The 15,766-nt window shown below is 63.9% G+C and carries 20 protein-coding genes and 2 tRNA genes; 9 read left to right on the plus strand and 13 right to left on the minus strand.

Features of this window, described 5'->3' with window-relative positions:
* The first annotated feature begins 41 nt into the window (after window positions 1-41).
* The 5 genes from ASC78_RS27195 (at window position 42) to hemP (ending at window position 2,589) form a co-directional block, all read left to right on the plus strand.
* Window positions 42-314 (plus strand): (2Fe-2S)-binding protein, encoded by a 273-nt coding sequence (locus ASC78_RS27195; RefSeq protein WP_082517598.1) that lies wholly within the window; start codon window positions 42-44, stop codon window positions 312-314.
* Between the two features lie 106 nt (window positions 315-420).
* The gene (locus ASC78_RS19470; protein ID WP_443082738.1) at window positions 421-1,128 is read left to right on the plus strand and encodes an energy transducer TonB; all 708 of its coding nucleotides are present in this window, start codon (window positions 421-423) and stop codon (window positions 1,126-1,128) included.
* A gap of 22 nt (window positions 1,129-1,150) precedes the next feature.
* Window positions 1,151-1,867, plus strand: a complete 717-nt coding sequence (locus ASC78_RS19475; protein ID WP_055804857.1) for a MotA/TolQ/ExbB proton channel family protein — start codon at window positions 1,151-1,153, stop codon at window positions 1,865-1,867.
* A gap of 5 nt (window positions 1,868-1,872) precedes the next feature.
* On the plus strand, window positions 1,873-2,286 hold the full coding sequence (locus tag ASC78_RS19480; RefSeq protein ID WP_055804860.1) for an ExbD/TolR family protein: 414 nt from the start codon (window positions 1,873-1,875) through the stop codon (window positions 2,284-2,286).
* A gap of 93 nt (window positions 2,287-2,379) precedes the next feature.
* Window positions 2,380-2,589: a hemin uptake protein HemP gene (hemP, locus tag ASC78_RS19485; RefSeq protein WP_055804863.1), complete on the plus strand. Its 210-nt coding sequence runs from the start codon at window positions 2,380-2,382 to the stop codon at window positions 2,587-2,589.
* A 176-nt stretch (window positions 2,590-2,765) separates the two neighbouring features.
* Here the strand turns inward: hemP and ASC78_RS19490 are convergent, their stop codons facing one another.
* Entirely contained in the window at window positions 2,766-3,173 is a 408-nt protein-coding gene (locus ASC78_RS19490; protein ID WP_028258861.1) for a GlcG/HbpS family heme-binding protein, read from the minus strand.
* A 162-nt stretch (window positions 3,174-3,335) separates the two neighbouring features.
* Here ASC78_RS19490 and ASC78_RS19495 point away from each other — a divergent pair, with 162 nt between their 5' ends.
* Window positions 3,336-4,037, plus strand: a complete 702-nt coding sequence (locus ASC78_RS19495) for a Bax inhibitor-1/YccA family protein (protein ID WP_055804866.1) — start codon at window positions 3,336-3,338, stop codon at window positions 4,035-4,037.
* 58 nt (window positions 4,038-4,095) lie between these two features.
* Here the strand turns inward: ASC78_RS19495 and rlmD are convergent, their stop codons facing one another.
* From rlmD to surE, 5 genes are read right to left on the minus strand one after another with little or no spacing between them, the layout of a single operon-like run.
* Window positions 4,096-5,547 carry a 23S rRNA (uracil(1939)-C(5))-methyltransferase RlmD gene (gene rlmD / locus ASC78_RS19500; RefSeq protein ID WP_055804867.1) on the minus strand — a complete coding sequence of 484 codons (1,452 nt, stop codon included), beginning with the start codon at window positions 5,545-5,547 and terminating at the stop codon, window positions 4,096-4,098.
* 51 nt (window positions 5,548-5,598) lie between these two features.
* Window positions 5,599-6,606 carry a sigma-70 family RNA polymerase sigma factor gene (locus ASC78_RS19505; protein WP_055804870.1) on the minus strand — a complete coding sequence of 336 codons (1,008 nt, stop codon included), beginning with the start codon at window positions 6,604-6,606 and terminating at the stop codon, window positions 5,599-5,601.
* 4 nt (window positions 6,607-6,610) lie between these two features.
* Window positions 6,611-7,513, minus strand: coding sequence for a peptidoglycan DD-metalloendopeptidase family protein (locus tag ASC78_RS19510; protein WP_055804872.1), 903 nt, complete (start codon window positions 7,511-7,513; stop codon window positions 6,611-6,613).
* A gap of 11 nt (window positions 7,514-7,524) precedes the next feature.
* On the minus strand, window positions 7,525-8,298 hold the full coding sequence (locus ASC78_RS19515) for a protein-L-isoaspartate(D-aspartate) O-methyltransferase (RefSeq protein ID WP_055804875.1): 774 nt from the start codon (window positions 8,296-8,298) through the stop codon (window positions 7,525-7,527).
* Between the two features lies 1 nt (window position 8,299).
* Window positions 8,300-9,058: a 5'/3'-nucleotidase SurE gene (gene surE / locus ASC78_RS19520; protein WP_055804878.1), complete on the minus strand. Its 759-nt coding sequence runs from the start codon at window positions 9,056-9,058 to the stop codon at window positions 8,300-8,302.
* A 127-nt stretch (window positions 9,059-9,185) separates the two neighbouring features.
* On the opposite strand from surE, the gene ASC78_RS19525 reads away from it, so the two are divergent.
* Window positions 9,186-10,172: an NADPH:quinone oxidoreductase family protein gene (locus tag ASC78_RS19525; protein ID WP_055804880.1), complete on the plus strand. Its 987-nt coding sequence runs from the start codon at window positions 9,186-9,188 to the stop codon at window positions 10,170-10,172.
* A gap of 84 nt (window positions 10,173-10,256) precedes the next feature.
* Here ASC78_RS19525 and ASC78_RS19530 read toward each other — a convergent pair whose 3' ends face one another.
* The 3 genes from ASC78_RS19530 to ASC78_RS19540 all read right to left on the minus strand — a co-directional run bounded on the left by ASC78_RS19530 (window position 10,257) and on the right by ASC78_RS19540 (window position 11,658).
* The gene (locus ASC78_RS19530; protein ID WP_055804883.1) at window positions 10,257-10,601 is read right to left on the minus strand and encodes an H-NS histone family protein; all 345 of its coding nucleotides are present in this window, start codon (window positions 10,599-10,601) and stop codon (window positions 10,257-10,259) included.
* A gap of 272 nt (window positions 10,602-10,873) precedes the next feature.
* A tRNA-His gene (locus ASC78_RS19535) sits at window positions 10,874-10,949 on the minus strand.
* Window positions 10,950-11,025: 76 nt separating this feature from the next.
* On the minus strand, window positions 11,026-11,658 hold the full coding sequence (locus ASC78_RS19540) for a YbhB/YbcL family Raf kinase inhibitor-like protein (RefSeq protein ID WP_055804886.1): 633 nt from the start codon (window positions 11,656-11,658) through the stop codon (window positions 11,026-11,028).
* 202 nt (window positions 11,659-11,860) lie between these two features.
* On the opposite strand from ASC78_RS19540, the gene ASC78_RS19545 reads away from it, so the two are divergent.
* The gene (locus ASC78_RS19545) at window positions 11,861-12,109 is read left to right on the plus strand and encodes a GlsB/YeaQ/YmgE family stress response membrane protein (RefSeq protein WP_055805085.1); all 249 of its coding nucleotides are present in this window, start codon (window positions 11,861-11,863) and stop codon (window positions 12,107-12,109) included.
* 19 nt (window positions 12,110-12,128) lie between these two features.
* Window positions 12,129-12,461, plus strand: a complete 333-nt coding sequence (locus ASC78_RS19550; protein ID WP_055805088.1) for a hypothetical protein — start codon at window positions 12,129-12,131, stop codon at window positions 12,459-12,461.
* A 28-nt stretch (window positions 12,462-12,489) separates the two neighbouring features.
* On the opposite strand, the gene ASC78_RS19555 is transcribed toward ASC78_RS19550, so the two are convergent.
* The 4 genes from ASC78_RS19555 to ASC78_RS19570 all read right to left on the minus strand — a co-directional run bounded on the left by ASC78_RS19555 (window position 12,490) and on the right by ASC78_RS19570 (window position 15,619).
* Entirely contained in the window at window positions 12,490-13,164 is a 675-nt protein-coding gene (locus tag ASC78_RS19555; RefSeq protein WP_055804889.1) for a histidine phosphatase family protein, read from the minus strand.
* Window positions 13,165-13,253: 89 nt separating this feature from the next.
* Entirely contained in the window at window positions 13,254-15,164 is a 1,911-nt protein-coding gene (locus ASC78_RS19560; RefSeq protein ID WP_055804892.1) for a SurA N-terminal domain-containing protein, read from the minus strand.
* A gap of 78 nt (window positions 15,165-15,242) precedes the next feature.
* Window positions 15,243-15,318, minus strand: a tRNA-Val gene (locus ASC78_RS19565).
* Between the two features lie 28 nt (window positions 15,319-15,346).
* Window positions 15,347-15,619, minus strand: coding sequence for an HU family DNA-binding protein (locus ASC78_RS19570; protein WP_007830705.1), 273 nt, complete (start codon window positions 15,617-15,619; stop codon window positions 15,347-15,349).
* Window positions 15,620-15,766 lie beyond the last annotated feature (147 nt).

The raw sequence follows: 15,766 nt of genomic DNA on the forward strand, positions 1-15,766 counted from the left end.
ACCTCGAACTAACCAGCCAGCCAACTGCCGCTTTCACCGCCATGATCGTTTGCGTCTGCCGCCGAGTCTCCGACCGTGAAATCGCACGTCACGTGCGGGCCGGCATGACTTTCGACGAAGTCCAGTTCGAGCTTGGCGTGGCCACCCAATGTGGCCAGTGTGAAGGTTGTGCGCGCGATATCGTCGCGCAGTGCAGCGCCTCGCATCCGGTCGCCGCGTTGAATCGCGAATCCGGAACGAGCGCGATCCAGCTTGCCACCTCCATTTCGGAAAGCAAGGCATGGAACTCTTCTCGGCGCTCGGCGGCAGCCTGATATTCGTTGCAGGTTCGGTCTGGTGGATCTTTCGTAAGTAAACAGTAGTCGTAGCGGTTTTGCTGCAATCGGGGCACGTTTCGGCGTGCCCGCATTCGAATGGTTGATCGTGTCTGACCGCTTTGCCCCTCCCCCCTCCTTTCTGGGCCTCTCGCGCAATGCACTCATTGCCGGGGGCGTGATCCTGTTTCACGCGGCTGCGCTGTGGGCGCTGCAAAGCGGCCTGCTGCGCCGCGCCGCCGAAGTGGTGATCCCCGTCGAAATACTCAGCCAGTTCGTCGAGCCTCCCAAGCCGGCCGAGCCGCCGCCTCCTCCCCCACCGCCTCCGCAGCGCAAGCCCGAGGCCGTCAAGCCCCCGCCGCGGCCGGTGGCCGTTCGCGAGCCCAAGCCAACACCCGCGCCCGCCGCGCCCGTGGGCGTGCCTGAACCCCCTCCCCCGGCACCCGCACCCGTGGCAGAAGCCCCGGCACCGCCCGCTCCCCCGGCGCCGCCGCCAGCACCGCCCGCGCCGCCCGCACCGCGGACGATCGAGATCACGGAAGGCCAGACGCGCTATGTCAGGGAACCGAGGCTCGTGTTTCCCAGCATGAGCAAGCGGCTGGGGGAATCCGGCACCACCGTTGTCTCGATCTACTTCGACAGCGAAGGCTTCGCCAAGCGGGTCGAACTCTACAAGTCCAGCGGGTTCGAACGCCTGGACGAATCCGCGCTGAGCGCCGCCAGGACCGCCCAGGTCACGCCCTTCCGGCAAACAGGAGGCAACGCACAGACGACCTACCTGCTGCGGGCGCCCTTCTCATTCAAATTGAACTAATCTTTCTCTGGAGCAACTTCGTATGGATTCCCAATTCGGCTTGATGAACGTCTGGAATCAGGGCGATTTCGTCACCAAGGCCGTCGCGGTGCTGTTGATCGGCATGTCGCTTGTGTCGTGGATCGTGATCATCATCAAGGCCCTCGACGTCGTGAAATACAAGCGCCTTGCCAAGCACTCGCAGGATTTCTGGCACAGCGAAGACTTCGCAACCGCACTGAACAAGCTCGGCAAGGACGACAGCAACCCGTTCCGCGCGCTTGCGCTCGAAGGCCGGGAAGCGGCTGCGCACCATCGCAACACCAAGGCCCATCTGCACGACGCGCTGGACGTGAGCGACTGGATCACGCGCGCGCTGCGCAACGGCATCGACGCTTTCACGGCGCGCCTGCAAACCGGCCTCGCCATCCTGGCATCGGTCGGTTCGACGGCTCCTTTCATCGGCCTGTTTGGCACCGTCTGGGGCATCTATCACGCGCTCATGAGCATCAGCACGGCCGGCCAGGCCACCATCGACAAGGTGGCGGGCCCCATCGGCGAAGCACTGATCATGACTGCGCTGGGCCTCGCGGTGGCCATTCCCGCGGTGCTGGGCTACAACGCGCTGGTTCGTGGCAACAAGTTCGTGCTGACTAAGCTCAACAGCTTCGCGCATGACCTGCACGCCTACTTCGTCACCGGTGCACGGGTGCAAAGCGGCAGCGGCGACGCCATCGTGGTTCCGCTCAAGAAGGGCTGAGAATCATGGCTTTCGGTACCCAGGACGAACCCGATGAGGTGATGAACGAGATCAACATGACGCCGCTGGTCGACGTCATGCTGGTGCTCCTGATCATCTTCATCATCACCGTGCCGGTGATGAAACACGCAGTCAACATCGATCTGCCCCGCGCGACCAGCGAGCCCGAGCAGCCCAAGCCGCAGAACATCCTGTTCAGCATCACGGCGGACGGTGGCTACTACTGGAACGAACAGAAGATCGAAGACGGCGAGCTGCAGGCCCGCTTGGCGGCCGAGGCCGCCAAGGACCCGCAACCCGAGCTGCACATCCGCGGCGACAAGGACGTGCGCTACGAGCGCGTGGCCAAGGCCATGTCGCAGGCGAGAGAAGCCGGCGTGCGCAAGATCGGCTTCATTACAGAGCCGGACACGAAATAAATACGGGCATACGCAAAAAAATCGATCGCCGCGATTGACTTTTTTATTGCGAATCATTATCATTCACTCATCGCTTCGATAAGGGAATCTCAAATGCAAGCCAAGCCCAACGCCTTTTCCGTTCTGAGCCATCCCTCGCTCGACCAATCGGGGGGCGGAGCATCCATCCAGGCCGCCCGTCCGGCGCCCCTGGTCGAAAGCACGGAGCTTCTCAAGGGAAGCAAGACTGTGGGCATCATGCACAACGGTTCCCTCTATCGGCTCCAGGCCACCAAACTCGGCAAGCTGATTCTTACCAAGTAAAAATCAGCCGCCCCTCGCGCAAGTTTCATCGTGGGGCGACTTGAGGAGATTTCATCTCCGAGGGTCGTTTTTTGCTAGCCAACGGTTCGCCGACTAGCCAAGCTTTTTTTCCACGCTGAGCACTCAAACAAAAACGCCGACCCTTGGTCGGCGTCTTGCGTTGTGGCTTCAGGTTCTCAGAGGCCGAGCGCTGCGATGCCGGCCTTGGCAATCTGGGCGTCTTCGTTCGACTTGACGCCGCTCACGCCGACGGCGCCGATCACTTGGCCGTCCTTGACGATGGGGACGCCGCCCTCGAGCAGGCCCTGCACCGCGGGCGCCGTGAGAAATGCCGTGCGGCCGCCGTTGATGATGTCTTCGTAGACCTTGCTCTCGCGGCGCCCCATGGCGGCCGTGTGCGCCTTGGCAGGGGCAATGTGCGACGAGAGCGCCGCGGCGCCGTCCAGGCGCTGGAGCCAGAGCAGGTTGCCGGCATCGTCGGAAATGGCAATGGTCACGGCCCAGTTGTTCTTGAGGGCTTCGGCTTCGGCTGCGGCGGCAATGGCCTTGACGTCGGCGAGTTCGAGGAAGGACTTGGTCTTCATGTTGGGAGCAGGTTCGTAAAACCCGACAGCATAACGGGCAACGCGCCCGAAACCCCGGCGGGGCTTAGGACCATCGCCCATACGGTCTTTTCGCTGCCCCCTCTTGCAGACCCCTAGAATGCGCCCAACTGCATCACTGCAGCAATCAAAGGAGCTACGGCCATGAACGACCGCGTTACCACCCTCGACACTTCCACCGGCTACGGCCAGGTGCTGCCGCAGGCTGAACGCCAGCGCGTGCTGCGCAACACTTACTGGCTGCTGGCACTGAGCCTGCTACCCACCGTGCTGGGCGCATGGATCGGCGTCAGCACCGGCATCACCCGCTCGCTCTCGGGCGGTCTGGGTCTCATCGTTTTCCTCGGCGGCGCCTTCGGCTTCATGTTCGCCATCGAGAAGACCAAGAACTCCGCCGCCGGCGTGCCGGTGCTGCTGGCCTTCACCTTCTTCATGGGCCTCATGCTGTCGCGCCTGATCGCGATGGTGCTGGGCTTCAAGAACGGCCCGGAACTCGTCATGACGGCATTCGGCGGCACCGCCGGTGTGTTCTTCGTGATGGCCTCGCTGGCCACCGTCATCAAGCGCGACCTGTCCGGCATGGGCAAGTGGCTCTTCGTGGGCGCCATGGTGCTGATGGTGGGCGCCATCATCAACGTCTTCGTTGGCTCGAGCGCCGGCATGATGGCCATTTCGGTGGCGGCCATCGGCATCTTCTCGGCCTTCATGCTCTATGACCTGAAGCAGATCATGGACGGCGGCGAAACCAACTACATCAGCGCCACTCTCGCGCTCTACCTGGACCTGTTCAACGTGTTCCAGAGCCTGCTGGCCCTGCTGGGCATTGCCGGCGGCGAACGCGACTGAACGCGACCAAGCAAGGCGCCGCGTGCGCCAATGAGAAAAGGGCCCGCGGGCCCTTTTTTCATGCCAGGTCGAACACCGCCATCGACTCGACGTGCGCCGTGTGCGGGAACATGTTGATCACCCCGGCAAAGGTGCAGCGGTAGCCGGCCTGGTGAACCAGCAGTCCGGCATCGCGTGCCAGGGTGGACGGATTGCAGCTCACGTACACGATGCGCTTAGGCGGCGTCCAGCCATCGGTTCGCAGCAGCTCGGGCTGCAGGTGCAGGTCGGCCATGGCCTTGGCGAGCGCGAAAGCACCCTCGCGCGGCGGGTCGACCAGCCATTTGTCGGCGCTGCCGTCGGCCACCAGCATGGCCGGGGTCATTTCGAAGAGGTTGCGAGCGACGAAGCGCGTCGGCGACAGTGCCCGCCTCGCGGAGGTGGCGGGCTGGTTCTTCTTGAAGTTTTCGCCCGCGCGCGCCACCAGGGTGTCGCTACCCTCGATACCCAGCACCTCGCGCGCCCTGCTGGCCAGCGGCAAGGTGAAGTTGCCGAGCCCGCAGAACCAGTCGATCACGCGCTCGTCGGGCTGCACGTCGAGCAGGCGCAACGCCTTGCCCACCAGCGCACGGTTGATGTGCGGATTGACCTGCGTGAAGTCGGTCGGCTTGAAGGGCATGGTCACGCCGAATTCCGGCAGTTCGTACGAGAGCGGCGCGCCGCCCTCTTCCAGCAGCTTCACGGTTTCGGGGCCCTTGGCCTGCAACCACCACTGGACGCCCGCGTTCTGCGCCGCAAAAGCCTTCAGGCGGCCGATGTCCGCATTGGAGAGCGGCTGCAGATGCCGGAGCACCAGCGCAATGGTGCCGAGCGCGGTCGTACCAGGCGCATCGCCGCACGCGAGTTCGATCTGCGGGCAGGTTTCGCGCGCATCCATGGAACCGATCAGCGCACGCAGCGGCATCAGCATGTCGCTGACCTGCTTGGGCAGCACCGGGCAGACCTGCATGTCGGCGAGATAGCGGCTCTTGCGTTCGTGAAAGCCGATCAGCACCGTGCCTTTCTTCACCACGTGGCGCACCGAGAGCCGCGCGCGGTAGCGGTAGTGCCACGCGGGCCCCTCCAGCGGCCGCAGCACGTTCTCGGGCTGCACCTTGCCGAGATGCCACAGGTTGTCTTCGAGGGCCCGCTGCTTCACCGCCACCTGCGCCGCCGCATCCAGGTGCTGCATCTTGCAGCCGCCGCAGGCGCCGGTGTGCAAGCCGAAATGCGGGCAGCCGGGGCGCACCCGCTGCGACGATTCGCGTCGGATGGCCGTGACCGTGCCCTGCTCCCAGTTGTTCTTGCGGCGGTGAGCGTTGAACTGCACCTCTTCGAAAGGCAGGGCGCCTTCGATGAACACGACCATGCCTTCGGCGTTGTGCGCCACGCCTTGCGCATCGAGGTCGAGCGACTCGATCTTGAGCCATTCGCCCGCCGCGGTTGCCGGGGTTTTCGCGGGGACTTTCTTTTCTTCAGTGGATTCCGTCATCCCCCGATTGTCTCAGCGCCAGCCCCCGGCTTCCGCGGCGGGGCGGCGCCGCTAGAACAATGCGTCGCGCGCCACGCCGGAGCGAACCAGCTGGCGCCGCATCTTGGCCAGCGCCTCGTTCTGGATCTGTCGCACGCGCTCGCGCGTCAGTCCGAGACGGACGCTCAGCACCTCGAGCGTTTCGGGCTCGCGGTCGCGCAGGCCGTAGCGGCCTTCCAGCACTTCGCGCTCGCGCGCATCGAGGGCATGGACCCATTGATCGAGCAGGCGCGCGACTTCGTGGGTCTGCGTGACGTCGGTCGGATCGCCCTGCTCATCGTCGGAAGCCACGGTGTCGGCGAGCGTGAAGCCCTCGTCGCCGCGCGCGTCGCCGACATCGAGCGAACGCGGTGCCTCCGACAGCGCCAGCAGTTCCGCGACCGCCTGCACGTCGCGGCCAAGGAGTGCAGCGATGTCTTCCACCCGCACACCGTCGGGCCGATGCACCAAGAATTCCGCGTTGCCTTCCAGCGTTCGGCGCGCCCGCAGCACTTGCTGCAGTTCACGCACCACATGCACCGGCAGGCGGATGGCACGGGCCTGGGTCATCACCGCACGCTCCACCGACTGGCGGATCCACCAGGTGGCGTAGGTGGAAAAGCGAAAGCCGCGCTCGGGCTCGAACTTGGTGATGGCATGCATCAGGCCGAGATTGCCTTCCTCGATGAGATCGGAAAGCGGAACGCCGCGGCCCAGATAAGCCTTGGCGATGCTCACAACCAGCCTCAGGTTGTGTTCGATCATCGATTGCCGTGCTTCGAAGCTGCCCGCGCGCGCGGCGCATGCAGCCTGGTATTCCTCTTCCGGCGTGAAGAGCTCGGTTCGCCGCACCTGGCGTAGATAGATCGTCAGGGCGTCCGCGCCCTCGCCGCCAATGGACGGCTCGGTTGCCGCCGCATCGAAGTCCCCGGGAAAAGAGCGCCCTTCCGGCGCAGCGTTTGCCTGGCTGCTCTCTACAGCCCCGCCCCGGCCCGCCGGCCGACGCACAGCAAGCGTGCGACGGAGGCGAGAGGCGGCCATGGCATCACCGGCTCGGCAGGTAGCGCGCCGGATCGACGGGCTTGCCCTGGCGGCGGATTTCGAAATGCAGCTTCACGCGGTCCGCGTCGCTGCTGCCCATTTCGGCGATCTTCTGGCCTTTTTGAACCGACTGGTCTTCCTTCACGAGCAGCGTCTGGTTGTGCGCATACGCCGTGAGATAGGTGTTGTTGTGCTTCAGGATGATCAGGTTGCCATAGCCGCGCAGCCCAGCACCCGCATAGACCACACGGCCGTCGGCCGCGGCCAGCACCGCGTCGCCGGCCTTGCCGCCGATGTCGAAACCCTTGTTCTTGGCGTCGTCGAAACCCGCGATCAGCGTGCCATGCGCCGGCCAGATCCAGCCGAGGTCTTCGTCGCCCGAATTAGCGGCAGGTGCCGACGGCGACGCTGTGACGGGAGGCCTGCCAACTGCTGCGCTTGCGGGCGACGTGGGCACCACGGCCGACGGAGGCGCCACGGGCTTGGTCACCACGCCCGCTTCTGCAGGCGCAGGCGCTGTGGCGAGCGAGGTCGCTCCGCTCGCCGGTCCCACCGGCGGAATCACGCGCAGCACCTGGCCGACCTCGATCAGGTCGGGATTTTCGAGATTGTTCCAGCGAACGATGTTCTGCCAGCTTTGACCGGTTTCGTTTCCGATGCGGCGGATCGTGTCGCCGGGCCGCACGGTGTAATAGCCCGGCTTGCCATAATTTTCGATGCCCGGAAGCGGCTTGCCCGAGGCATCGGTGGTGATGAGCGGGCCACCGGGTGCTGCACCGGGCGCACGCGTCATGGTGCCGCGGTCTTCGACCGGAGCCGGCCCTCGCGGCGCGGCGCAGCCTGCGATCACGAGCACAACGGCCAACGTGATACCAGCGCACCAACTCCGATTGCCAAAACCCTGCATTTGTTGTTCCTTCAAGCGATACCCGATTTTAGGGGGACAAAGTGAACCGCCTCAAGAATGCGGCGCTCGAGTCCGCGGGCGGTTTTATCGATGACGACAAGGGCCTGTCCGCCCCCTGCCGATTGCGTGGGCGCGACGATGCGTCCGCCCACGGCGAGTTGTTCGGTCCAGGCCTCGGGGACTGCTTCGCCACCCGCTGCGGCAATGATCCCGGCGTAGGGAGCGCCCTTGGCATAGCCCACCATCCCGTCGCCCAGCATCAGGTGCACCGTTGCCAATCGGAAGTGCCGCAGGTTGGTGCGCGCGCGCTCGTGCAGCCCGCGCAGGCGCTCGATGCTGTAGACCTCCGTGGCCACGTGGTTCAGCACCGCCGCCTGGTAACCGCAACCGGTGCCGATTTCCAGCACACGTCCCAACCGCTCCTGCGGCTTGCCGGCCAGCGCGGGCGCGCCCAGCAGCAGTTCGATCATCCGCGCCACCACGCTGGGCTTGGAGATGGTCTGGCCAAGCCCGATGGGCAGGCTCGTGTCTTCGTAGGCCTGGTTGACCAGTGCACTGTCGACGAAGCGATGCCGCTCCACCGCGCCCAATGCGCGCAACACGCGCGGATCGGTAATTCCCTGGGCGGCAAGTTTCTGCACCATGCGCGCGCGCACGGCGTCCGAGGCCATCGAGGGCGTGGTCGGCACCATCGGCTTCGCCGGGACGGCGGGGAGCCGCCCGCGCGTGGCGGCTGAAGCGGTGGGTGTCAGGCGAACCGGGAATCCAGGCCGTTGCGTGGCCATGTCAATTGCCGAGACGGGCAACCGTCTCGCGCCATTGGCCCAGGTTGGCATGGTCCGTCAGGTCGATCTGCAACGGCGTCAATGCGATATGGCCGTCCGCGGTGGCGTGAAAGTCTGTGCCTTCGCCGCTGTCCTTGGCGCTGCCGGCGCCTGCAATCCAGTACATGGTCTCGCCGCGCGGGCTTTCCTGCGTAATGACTTTCTCCGCCGCATGGCGGCGACCCAGCCGGCACACCTTCATGGGCTTGAGTTCATCGAATGGCCGGTTCGGCACATTCACATTGAGCAGGAAGGCGCTGCCATCCAGCATGCGCTCGCGCTCGATCTGCTGCACCAGTCGCCGCGCCACCTGTGCGGCCGCATCGACATGCGCCCAGCCTTTTTCGATCTGCGAGAACGCGATGGCCGGAATGCCGAACAGATACGCCTCCATTGCCGCGCCCACGGTGCCGGAATAAATGGTGTCGTCGCCCATGTTGGCGCCATTGTTGATGCCGGACACCACCAGATCGGGCCGGTAGTCGAGCAGCCCCTTCAGCGCGATGTGCACGCAGTCGGCCGGCGTGCCTGTCACATAGCGAAAACCGTTGTGTGCCCTGTGCACGTAGAGCGGCGCCGCCAGCGTGAGTGCATTCGACTTGGCGCTGTTGTTGTGCTCGGGTGCAACCACCTCGACATCTGCGATGTCTTTCAGAGCGTCGTGCAATGCGACGATGCCAGGTGCCTGAAAGCCATCGTCGTTGGAAATGAGTATCTTCATGGTGCTTTTCAGTGCCCGGATTGTAGGCGCCGGGTGGGTCGCAGCAGGGACAAGGGCGCCCTGCACGGCCCCCTATCATCGCCTCGCAATCATTGCCCACACACGAACGATCCAAAGGAGACCCAGCATGCACGCATGGCTTTGCGAAAACCCCACCGGCGTCGACGCGCTGACCTGGAAAGAACTACCCACACCAACGCCAGGTCCGGGCCAGGTGCTGATCGAAATAAGAGCCGCCAGCCTCAATTTTCCCGATCTGCTGATCGTCCAGAACAAATACCAGATGAAGCCGCCGCTGCCTTTCGTGCCAGGCTCCGAATACGCTGGCGTCGTTCAGGCTGTGGGCGAAGGCGTCACGCATCTCAAGGCCGGACAGAACGTCGCGTGCCTTTCGGGCACCGGCGGGTTCGCAACGCATACATTGGCACCCGCCGCGCTGTGCATGCCGCTGCCGGAAGGCTTCAGCCACGTCGATGCAGCGGCATTCATCATGATTTATGCCACGTCATGGCACGCATTGATGGACCGCGCGCAATTGAAAGCCGGAGAAACCGTGCTCGTGCTCGGAGCCGCCGGCGGCGTGGGCACCGCGGCCATCCAGATTGCAAAGGCAGCGGGCGCCAAAGTAATAGCAGCGGCATCGACCGACGAGAAATGCGAGCTCTGCCGCTCCATTGGCGCCGACGCAACAATCAACTACACGACGCACGCGCTTCCAAACGGGTTTCGCGAAGCCATCAAGGCCGCTACCGATGGCAAGGGTCCCGATGTGATTTACGACCCCGTAGGTGGCGATTTTGCAGAGCCGGCATTTCGTTCGATTGGCTGGCGCGGCCGCTATTTGGTCGTTGGCTTTGCGTCAGGCCCGATTCCATCGCTGCCATTGAATCTGACGCTGCTGAAAGGCGCCTCGCTGGTCGGCGTGTTCTGGGGCGATTTCGCCAGGCGCGAGCCCAAGGCCAATGCGCAAATGATGACCGAATTGGCCCACTGGTACGGGCAGGGAAAGATCAAGCCCGTGATCGACAGCACCATGCCCATGGCGCAATTGAAAGCAGCCTACGCACACATGGGCTCGCGCGGCGTCAAAGGAAAACTCGTGATGGTCAACTGAACACGCCCCGCGCGCCCCGTCGTCGCTCAATAAAAAAGCCCGCGCATGCGGGCTTTTTTATGGTCCAGTGGCTACGCCAGAGGTTTACTTGATCTCGAATTCGGTCAGTGACTTGCCGGCGGCCAATGCTTCGGTGACCCAGCGCGGCTTGCGGCCACGGCCGCCGGACCAGGTTTCACCGGTCGGGCCGCGGTATTTGGCCGCTGCCTTGGCTGCGGGAACGCCGGCGTTGCGCTTGACCGGGGCGCCGCGTGCGCTCAGCTTCAAGTCAGAAGCCGTCAGGCCATATTCGGCGATCTTTCTGCGCACATCCTCAATGACGCCAGCGCGCTCTTCGTTGCGAAGGTCTTCGGCCTGCTTGCGCAATTGCGCAATCTGCTCGTCGTACTTCTTGATCTGAGAATTGATATCGGCAAGGGTCGAAGCCATATTGGACTCCTGAAAATTGGAAACGGGGCGGATTTTAATTCAGTTCCAATTTAAAACAAGCAGGCCGCGGTGAGAAAAAACCCTCAGCGCCGCACCGATTGCGGCAGCACACGACGAAAAGCTCGACGGCGTGGGCGTTTTATCGAACAAATGGAGGAAGGAAGACTCCAAGCGCCCGCCGAAGCGGGAGCCGGAAATGACAACGCCGGGGCGGGCCCGGCGTAGTGGTTTCCATGGACGCTATTGCGCAAATAGCAGTCAGGAAGATATTTTGGGGTGGCTGATGGGACTCGAACCCACGACGACCAGAATCACAATCTGGGACTCTACCAGCTGAGCTACAGCCACCGCAGAGCCCGCAATTGTAGCGGCAAAAATGGCTGTTTTCGCCACCTCGGCAGGTTCATGCAGTTGAAAAATCTTCTCAACCGGTTGCCAAGGGGCCGGCTGGCGCGGCCTCCTCGATCTTGATCGAGCCATCCGGCCGCTCCCACGTACCAATCAACAGGCCGCTGGCAAGCGCATGCTCGCGCAGCGCATTGAAGATCTCATCACGCCCTGGGCTGGCGGAAAACAATGGCGCCCCGCCGAGCGCAAAGATCTGGAAGGCATAGCGGTGCGCGCCGTGTCCGGGAGGCGGATCGGGCGGCAGCCAGGCCGCCTGCAGTGCGGAGTTGCGGCCGACGTGCAAGCCGGGCGCGCCGTCGTTGTCGCGGCTTGGAATGGCCGCTTCGTCGAGCTTGCCTTCGCTCGGCCGCAGCCCCACCACGATCGCTTGCACCAGCGGGTTCGGGGTTGGCGAATCGGCATCCTCCACCACCAGCACCAATGAGGTGGTTTCAGCCGGGAGATCGGTCCATTGCAGCGGCGGCGAAACGCCTTCGCCATCGGCCGTGTAGCGCGGCGGCAAAGGTGCATGGTCCGCGAAGGCAACGCTAGTGAGCGCGATCGACGCCATACCCTGGCGCATGCCCAGCGTATTGAAAATGATTTTGTCCAGGCCCGCGCGCATTCCGTGCAGCGCGTGGCCGATGACTTCGGGCAATTTCTCGAGCATGGCGCCGGTATAGCGCTGCGGGGCGCGGCGACCTGTAGGACGCTACAGCATGCGCGCCATGGCATCCGCGCCAAAAATCCCTGGCCGAATGTTCCACGGACTCCGCGAGGCTTGGCGCGCGTATTGCTCCGCTATCATGAATGCCACCTGCACCGACGGCGCAGGACTTCTACGCGCTTCCATCACCGCCAAAGGATTTTTCATGAGCATCGTCTGGACTATTCTGATCGGGTTCATCGTGGGTCTCGTGGCACGCGCCGTCAAGCCGGGCGATGATTCCGCGGGCTTCATCGTGACCACGCTGATCGGCGTTGCGGGATCGCTGATCGTGACCTATGTCGGCCAAGCCCTGGGCTGGTACACGGCGGGACAGGGTGCGGGCTTCATCGCCTCCGTGCTTGGTGCGATCGTGCTACTGGTTCTCTACAGCCTGGTCAAGCGCAAGAGCTAGTACCGGAAGCGTGCGGACCGTGCCGCGCAAGCCTGGAGCCAAGCATCACGTCTACGTGGTCGAGCTCGAGGACCGCGTCTGGAATCACGGCCGCTTCAGGCGCGCCAACCCAGAATACCAACTTGGCAGGCCTTTTGTGTACGTGGGAATGACCGGGCTCGACCCGGACATCCGCTTCGACAAGCACAAGGCGGGCATCCAGGCCAACAGCTTCGTGCAGGCGTTCGGCCTCCGGCTGCTGCCCACCCTCTACGAACGCTACAACCCCCTGAGCTACGAAGACGCGCGCTCGATGGAGGTCGAGCTGGCCATTGCGCTGCGCAAGAACGGCTACGGCGTCTGGCAGGCCTGAGATCGGTTGCCTTTTCGCGCCGGCTTCATCAGGCGTAGGTCACCCACCCGTCATAGGCGGGGCCATCCAGGTGCGGCAGAGTGTTGTACGTCACCAGCATGTGGCGCTTGGGCGTAAAAGCAAACTCGGTCACCGCCGTATTGCGGATGCGGAGATTGAGCTCGATCGTGGTTTCAGGGCTTGTGCCCAGCACGTGGCCGACGGCCGTGCTGATCGGGCCGCCGCTGGATACCACAAGCACCTTGGCACCATGGTGGCGGTCGCGCACGTGGTCGAGCGCCGTCGTCACGCCGGCCAGAAAATCGACGTAGCTCGGCATACCGGCAGGCTGCGTCTTGCCCTGCATCCAGGCGCCCAGGCCATCGCGCAAGAGGCGAAAGTGGTGCCGGTACATCTCGGGCGTATCGGGCTTCTCGAGCTTGCCTTCGTGAATGGTGGCAATCAGCGCTTCGCTGTCGTACTCGTTGAGCCCAGGCCACGGAAGCACGTCGTCGCGCGTGAGGCCAAGCCCCTGGGCAATGCCCTCCCACGTCTGGTGATGGCGCTTCAGCGTACCGGTGATCACGGCATCGAAATGCATGCCGCGTTCGCGCCAGTACTCGCCAAGGCGCACAGACTGTTTGTGCCCGAGCTCGCTCAGGTTGTCGTAGTCGGCGGCGCCGAAGCTGGCCTGGCCATGGCGCACGAGATAGAGGATTCCCATGCAGGCGATTCTGGCAACAAGCGCATGACGCGCTTGTCCCCCGAGCGACGGCGCGCCGGGTCAGCGGCCCGAACGCGACACCGCGTGCATCACCGGCCCGCTACGGGCAGCGTATCCGCCGGCTTCGGCACCAGGATCTCGGCCTTGAAACGTTCTTTGAGCAGGTTGTAGTAAGCGAGCTCTTCCGCCGCAGTGACCGATTGGCCGACCTGCGCGTTCTCCTGCTGCGCCTGCTCTGGCGCCGACGGCGTGCGCGGAACGATCTTGGTGACCCGTACCACCGCATAGCCCTGGGTGCCCAGGTCCACGCCCACCAGTGCGGGCAGCTTGGCCGCGTCAGCGCGCAGCGCGGCGTCGATGATCGAAATCGGCTGGTTCTGCGACTCTCGGCGCGATACCGTGATGGGCGCGCCGAACGTTGCACCGTCGGCCTTCGCGGTCCAGGCGGCAAGCTTGGCTTCTCCCTCGGCCTTGGCCATGACCGCGGCGCGCTCGGTCACCAGTTGCGCACGGATCTTGTCCTTGACTTCTGCGAGCGGCAAAGGACGCGCAGGCGTGTATTGCGTCACGCGGCCCGACGCGAGCTGGTTGGAACCGACCTCGATTGCCTCGGTGTTCTGCTTGCGCTCCAGCGAGTCGGCCGCGAACAGGGCGTTCAGGAAATTGCGGTTTGCCAGCACGCCGGTCGCGCCCGGTGCGGGCGTGCGCGCAACATTGCTCGCGGTCTGGATCGTGAGCTTCAGCTTTTCGGCTGCGGGCTTGAGACTGTCCGGCTGCTGGTAGACGGCATCGGTGAAAGACTCCGCGGCCTTGGCAAATTCCTGCGTGGCCTGCTGCGCGCGGACTTCGTTCTCGATGGTGGCGCGCACCTGTTCGAACGGCGGCACCACGGCCGGCTTGATGTCGGCAAGGCGGATGATGTGATAGCCGAACTCGGTTTCGATCACGTCGCTGATATCGCCCTTCTTGAGCGCGAACATCGCGTCTTCGAATGGCTTGACCATCGCACCGCGCGTCACGAAATCGAGGTCGCCGCCCTTCTCCGCCGACCCCGGGTCTTGCGAATTCTTGCGGGCAACGTCGGCGAAAGTGGCAGGCGCCTTCTTCACCTCAGCCAGCAGCTGCTCCGCCTTGGCCTTCGCCTTGGCGCGGTCGGCCGCCGATGCGCTTGCGGGCGCGGTGATCAGGATGTGGCTCGCGCGGCGCTCTTCCTTGGTGCCGAAGCGCGCCGTGTTCTGTTCGTAGTAGGTCTTGAGATCGGCCTCGTTGACCGAGATGTTCTTCTTGGCCGCCTCGAGGTCGAGCAGCAGGTATTCGATGCTGGCCTGCTCGGGCGACTGAAACTGCGCCGTGTGGGCCTTGTAGTAGGCCTCCACATCCGCATCGCTGACCGTCACCTTCGGCGCGAAGCTTTCAGGCGTGAAGCGGGCGATCTGAATCTCGCGGCGGTCATAGAAGGCGTTGATCGTGGCCGCGGCCAGCGCGGGTGGCGTGAACGCGGTACCCGAGATACCCAGCAGCACCTGCTGGGTGGCCAGGTCGGCGCGCATCGATGCCTCGTACTGCTCGGGGGTGCGGCCCGTCACGCGCTGGAAGGTCTCGCGGTCGAACTTGCCGTCGGGCGTGCGGAACGCGGCAAGACCTGAGTCCTGCGCGAAGATTCGCGACAGCCGCTCTTCGGAAACCGTCACGTTCGACTTGGCCGCCGCCGCGGCCAGCACGCGATCACGCACCATGCGCTCCAGCGTGCCGTAGCGAATCACATCGGACTCGAGCAGCGCAGGGTCGACATTCGGCGACTGCTGCCGGATGCGGTCGATCTCGATTCGATGCTGCGCATCCCACTCGGGTCGGGTGATGTTGTTGCCGTCGACACGCGCAACCTTCTCGTCGCCGGAGCCTTGGTAGCGCTCCACGCCAAAAAGGACGAACGAGGGAATGATCAGCAAGAACAAGAAAATCAGGACGATCTTGTTGTACTTGCGGAAGAAATCAAACATGCTTGGACACTCTTTTGCGACGGATGTCGGGGCGGCAATAAAAAAGGCGAACCAGTGTTCGCCTTTGCATCGGGTGGGTGGTGGGTGCTGAGGGGCTCGAACCCCCGACCTACGCCTTGTAAGGGCGCCGCTCTACCAGCTGAGCTAAGCACCCCACCGGGAATACTCTCCGAGTCTACGTCTTAGTTCAGCGCGTCTTTCAACGCCTTGCCGGGACGGAACTTCGGAATCTTGGCGGCCTTGATTTTAATCGCGTCGCCGGTGCGTGGATTGCGGCCGGTGCGAGCAGCGCGTTTACCGACTGCGAAAGTGCCGAAACCGACGAGGGACACAGAACCGCCTTTTTTGAGCGTGGTGCGAATGGCGCCGATGGTGGATTCAAGCGCGCGGGTAGCGGCTGCCTTGGAAATATCGGCGTTTTTTGCGATGTGCTCAATCAGTTCGGTCTTGTTCACAAGGGCCCCTTGTCGGAAATAAAGTTTGTCGGCTTTCGTCAGATGCGAGCTGGCCGCGAAACGACGCGACGCGCAAAGCCTGGCAGGACTGACGCCTCGGCAGCGCGCTGCCAGCGAGGATTACAACCACTGGTCTGCAGGGTGTCA

The sequence above is a fragment of the Variovorax sp. Root318D1 genome, from assembly GCF_001424835.1.
Taxonomy (GTDB): Bacteria; Pseudomonadota; Gammaproteobacteria; order Burkholderiales; family Burkholderiaceae_C; genus Variovorax.

Bases quoted from the DNA above. Each gene is read 5' to 3' on its own strand.
- ASC78_RS27195 (WP_082517598.1), top strand. From the start codon at position 42: ATGATCGTTTGCGTCTGCCGCCGAGTCTCCGACCGTGAAATCGCACGT.
- ASC78_RS19475 (WP_055804857.1), top strand. From the start codon at position 1,151: ATGGATTCCCAATTCGGCTTGATGAACGTCTGGAATCAGGGCGATTTC.
- ASC78_RS19480 (WP_055804860.1), top strand. From the start codon at position 1,873: ATGGCTTTCGGTACCCAGGACGAACCCGATGAGGTGATGAACGAGATC.
- hemP (WP_055804863.1), top strand. From the start codon at position 2,380: ATGCAAGCCAAGCCCAACGCCTTTTCCGTTCTGAGCCATCCCTCGCTC.
- ASC78_RS19490 (WP_028258861.1), bottom strand. From the start codon at position 3,173: ATGAAGACCAAGTCCTTCCTCGAACTCGCCGACGTCAAGGCCATTGCC.
- ASC78_RS19495 (WP_055804866.1), top strand. From the start codon at position 3,336: ATGAACGACCGCGTTACCACCCTCGACACTTCCACCGGCTACGGCCAG.
- rlmD (WP_055804867.1), bottom strand. From the start codon at position 5,547: ATGACGGAATCCACTGAAGAAAAGAAAGTCCCCGCGAAAACCCCGGCA.
- ASC78_RS19505 (WP_055804870.1), bottom strand. From the start codon at position 6,606: ATGGCCGCCTCTCGCCTCCGTCGCACGCTTGCTGTGCGTCGGCCGGCG.
- ASC78_RS19510 (WP_055804872.1), bottom strand. From the start codon at position 7,513: ATGCAGGGTTTTGGCAATCGGAGTTGGTGCGCTGGTATCACGTTGGCC.
- ASC78_RS19515 (WP_055804875.1), bottom strand. From the start codon at position 8,298: ATGGCCACGCAACGGCCTGGATTCCCGGTTCGCCTGACACCCACCGCT.
- surE (WP_055804878.1), bottom strand. From the start codon at position 9,058: ATGAAGATACTCATTTCCAACGACGATGGCTTTCAGGCACCTGGCATC.
- ASC78_RS19525 (WP_055804880.1), top strand. From the start codon at position 9,186: ATGCACGCATGGCTTTGCGAAAACCCCACCGGCGTCGACGCGCTGACC.
- ASC78_RS19530 (WP_055804883.1), bottom strand. From the start codon at position 10,601: ATGGCTTCGACCCTTGCCGATATCAATTCTCAGATCAAGAAGTACGAC.
- ASC78_RS19540 (WP_055804886.1), bottom strand. From the start codon at position 11,658: ATGCTCGAGAAATTGCCCGAAGTCATCGGCCACGCGCTGCACGGAATG.
- ASC78_RS19545 (WP_055805085.1), top strand. From the start codon at position 11,861: ATGAGCATCGTCTGGACTATTCTGATCGGGTTCATCGTGGGTCTCGTG.
- ASC78_RS19555 (WP_055804889.1), bottom strand. From the start codon at position 13,164: ATGGGAATCCTCTATCTCGTGCGCCATGGCCAGGCCAGCTTCGGCGCC.
- ASC78_RS19560 (WP_055804892.1), bottom strand. From the start codon at position 15,164: ATGTTTGATTTCTTCCGCAAGTACAACAAGATCGTCCTGATTTTCTTG.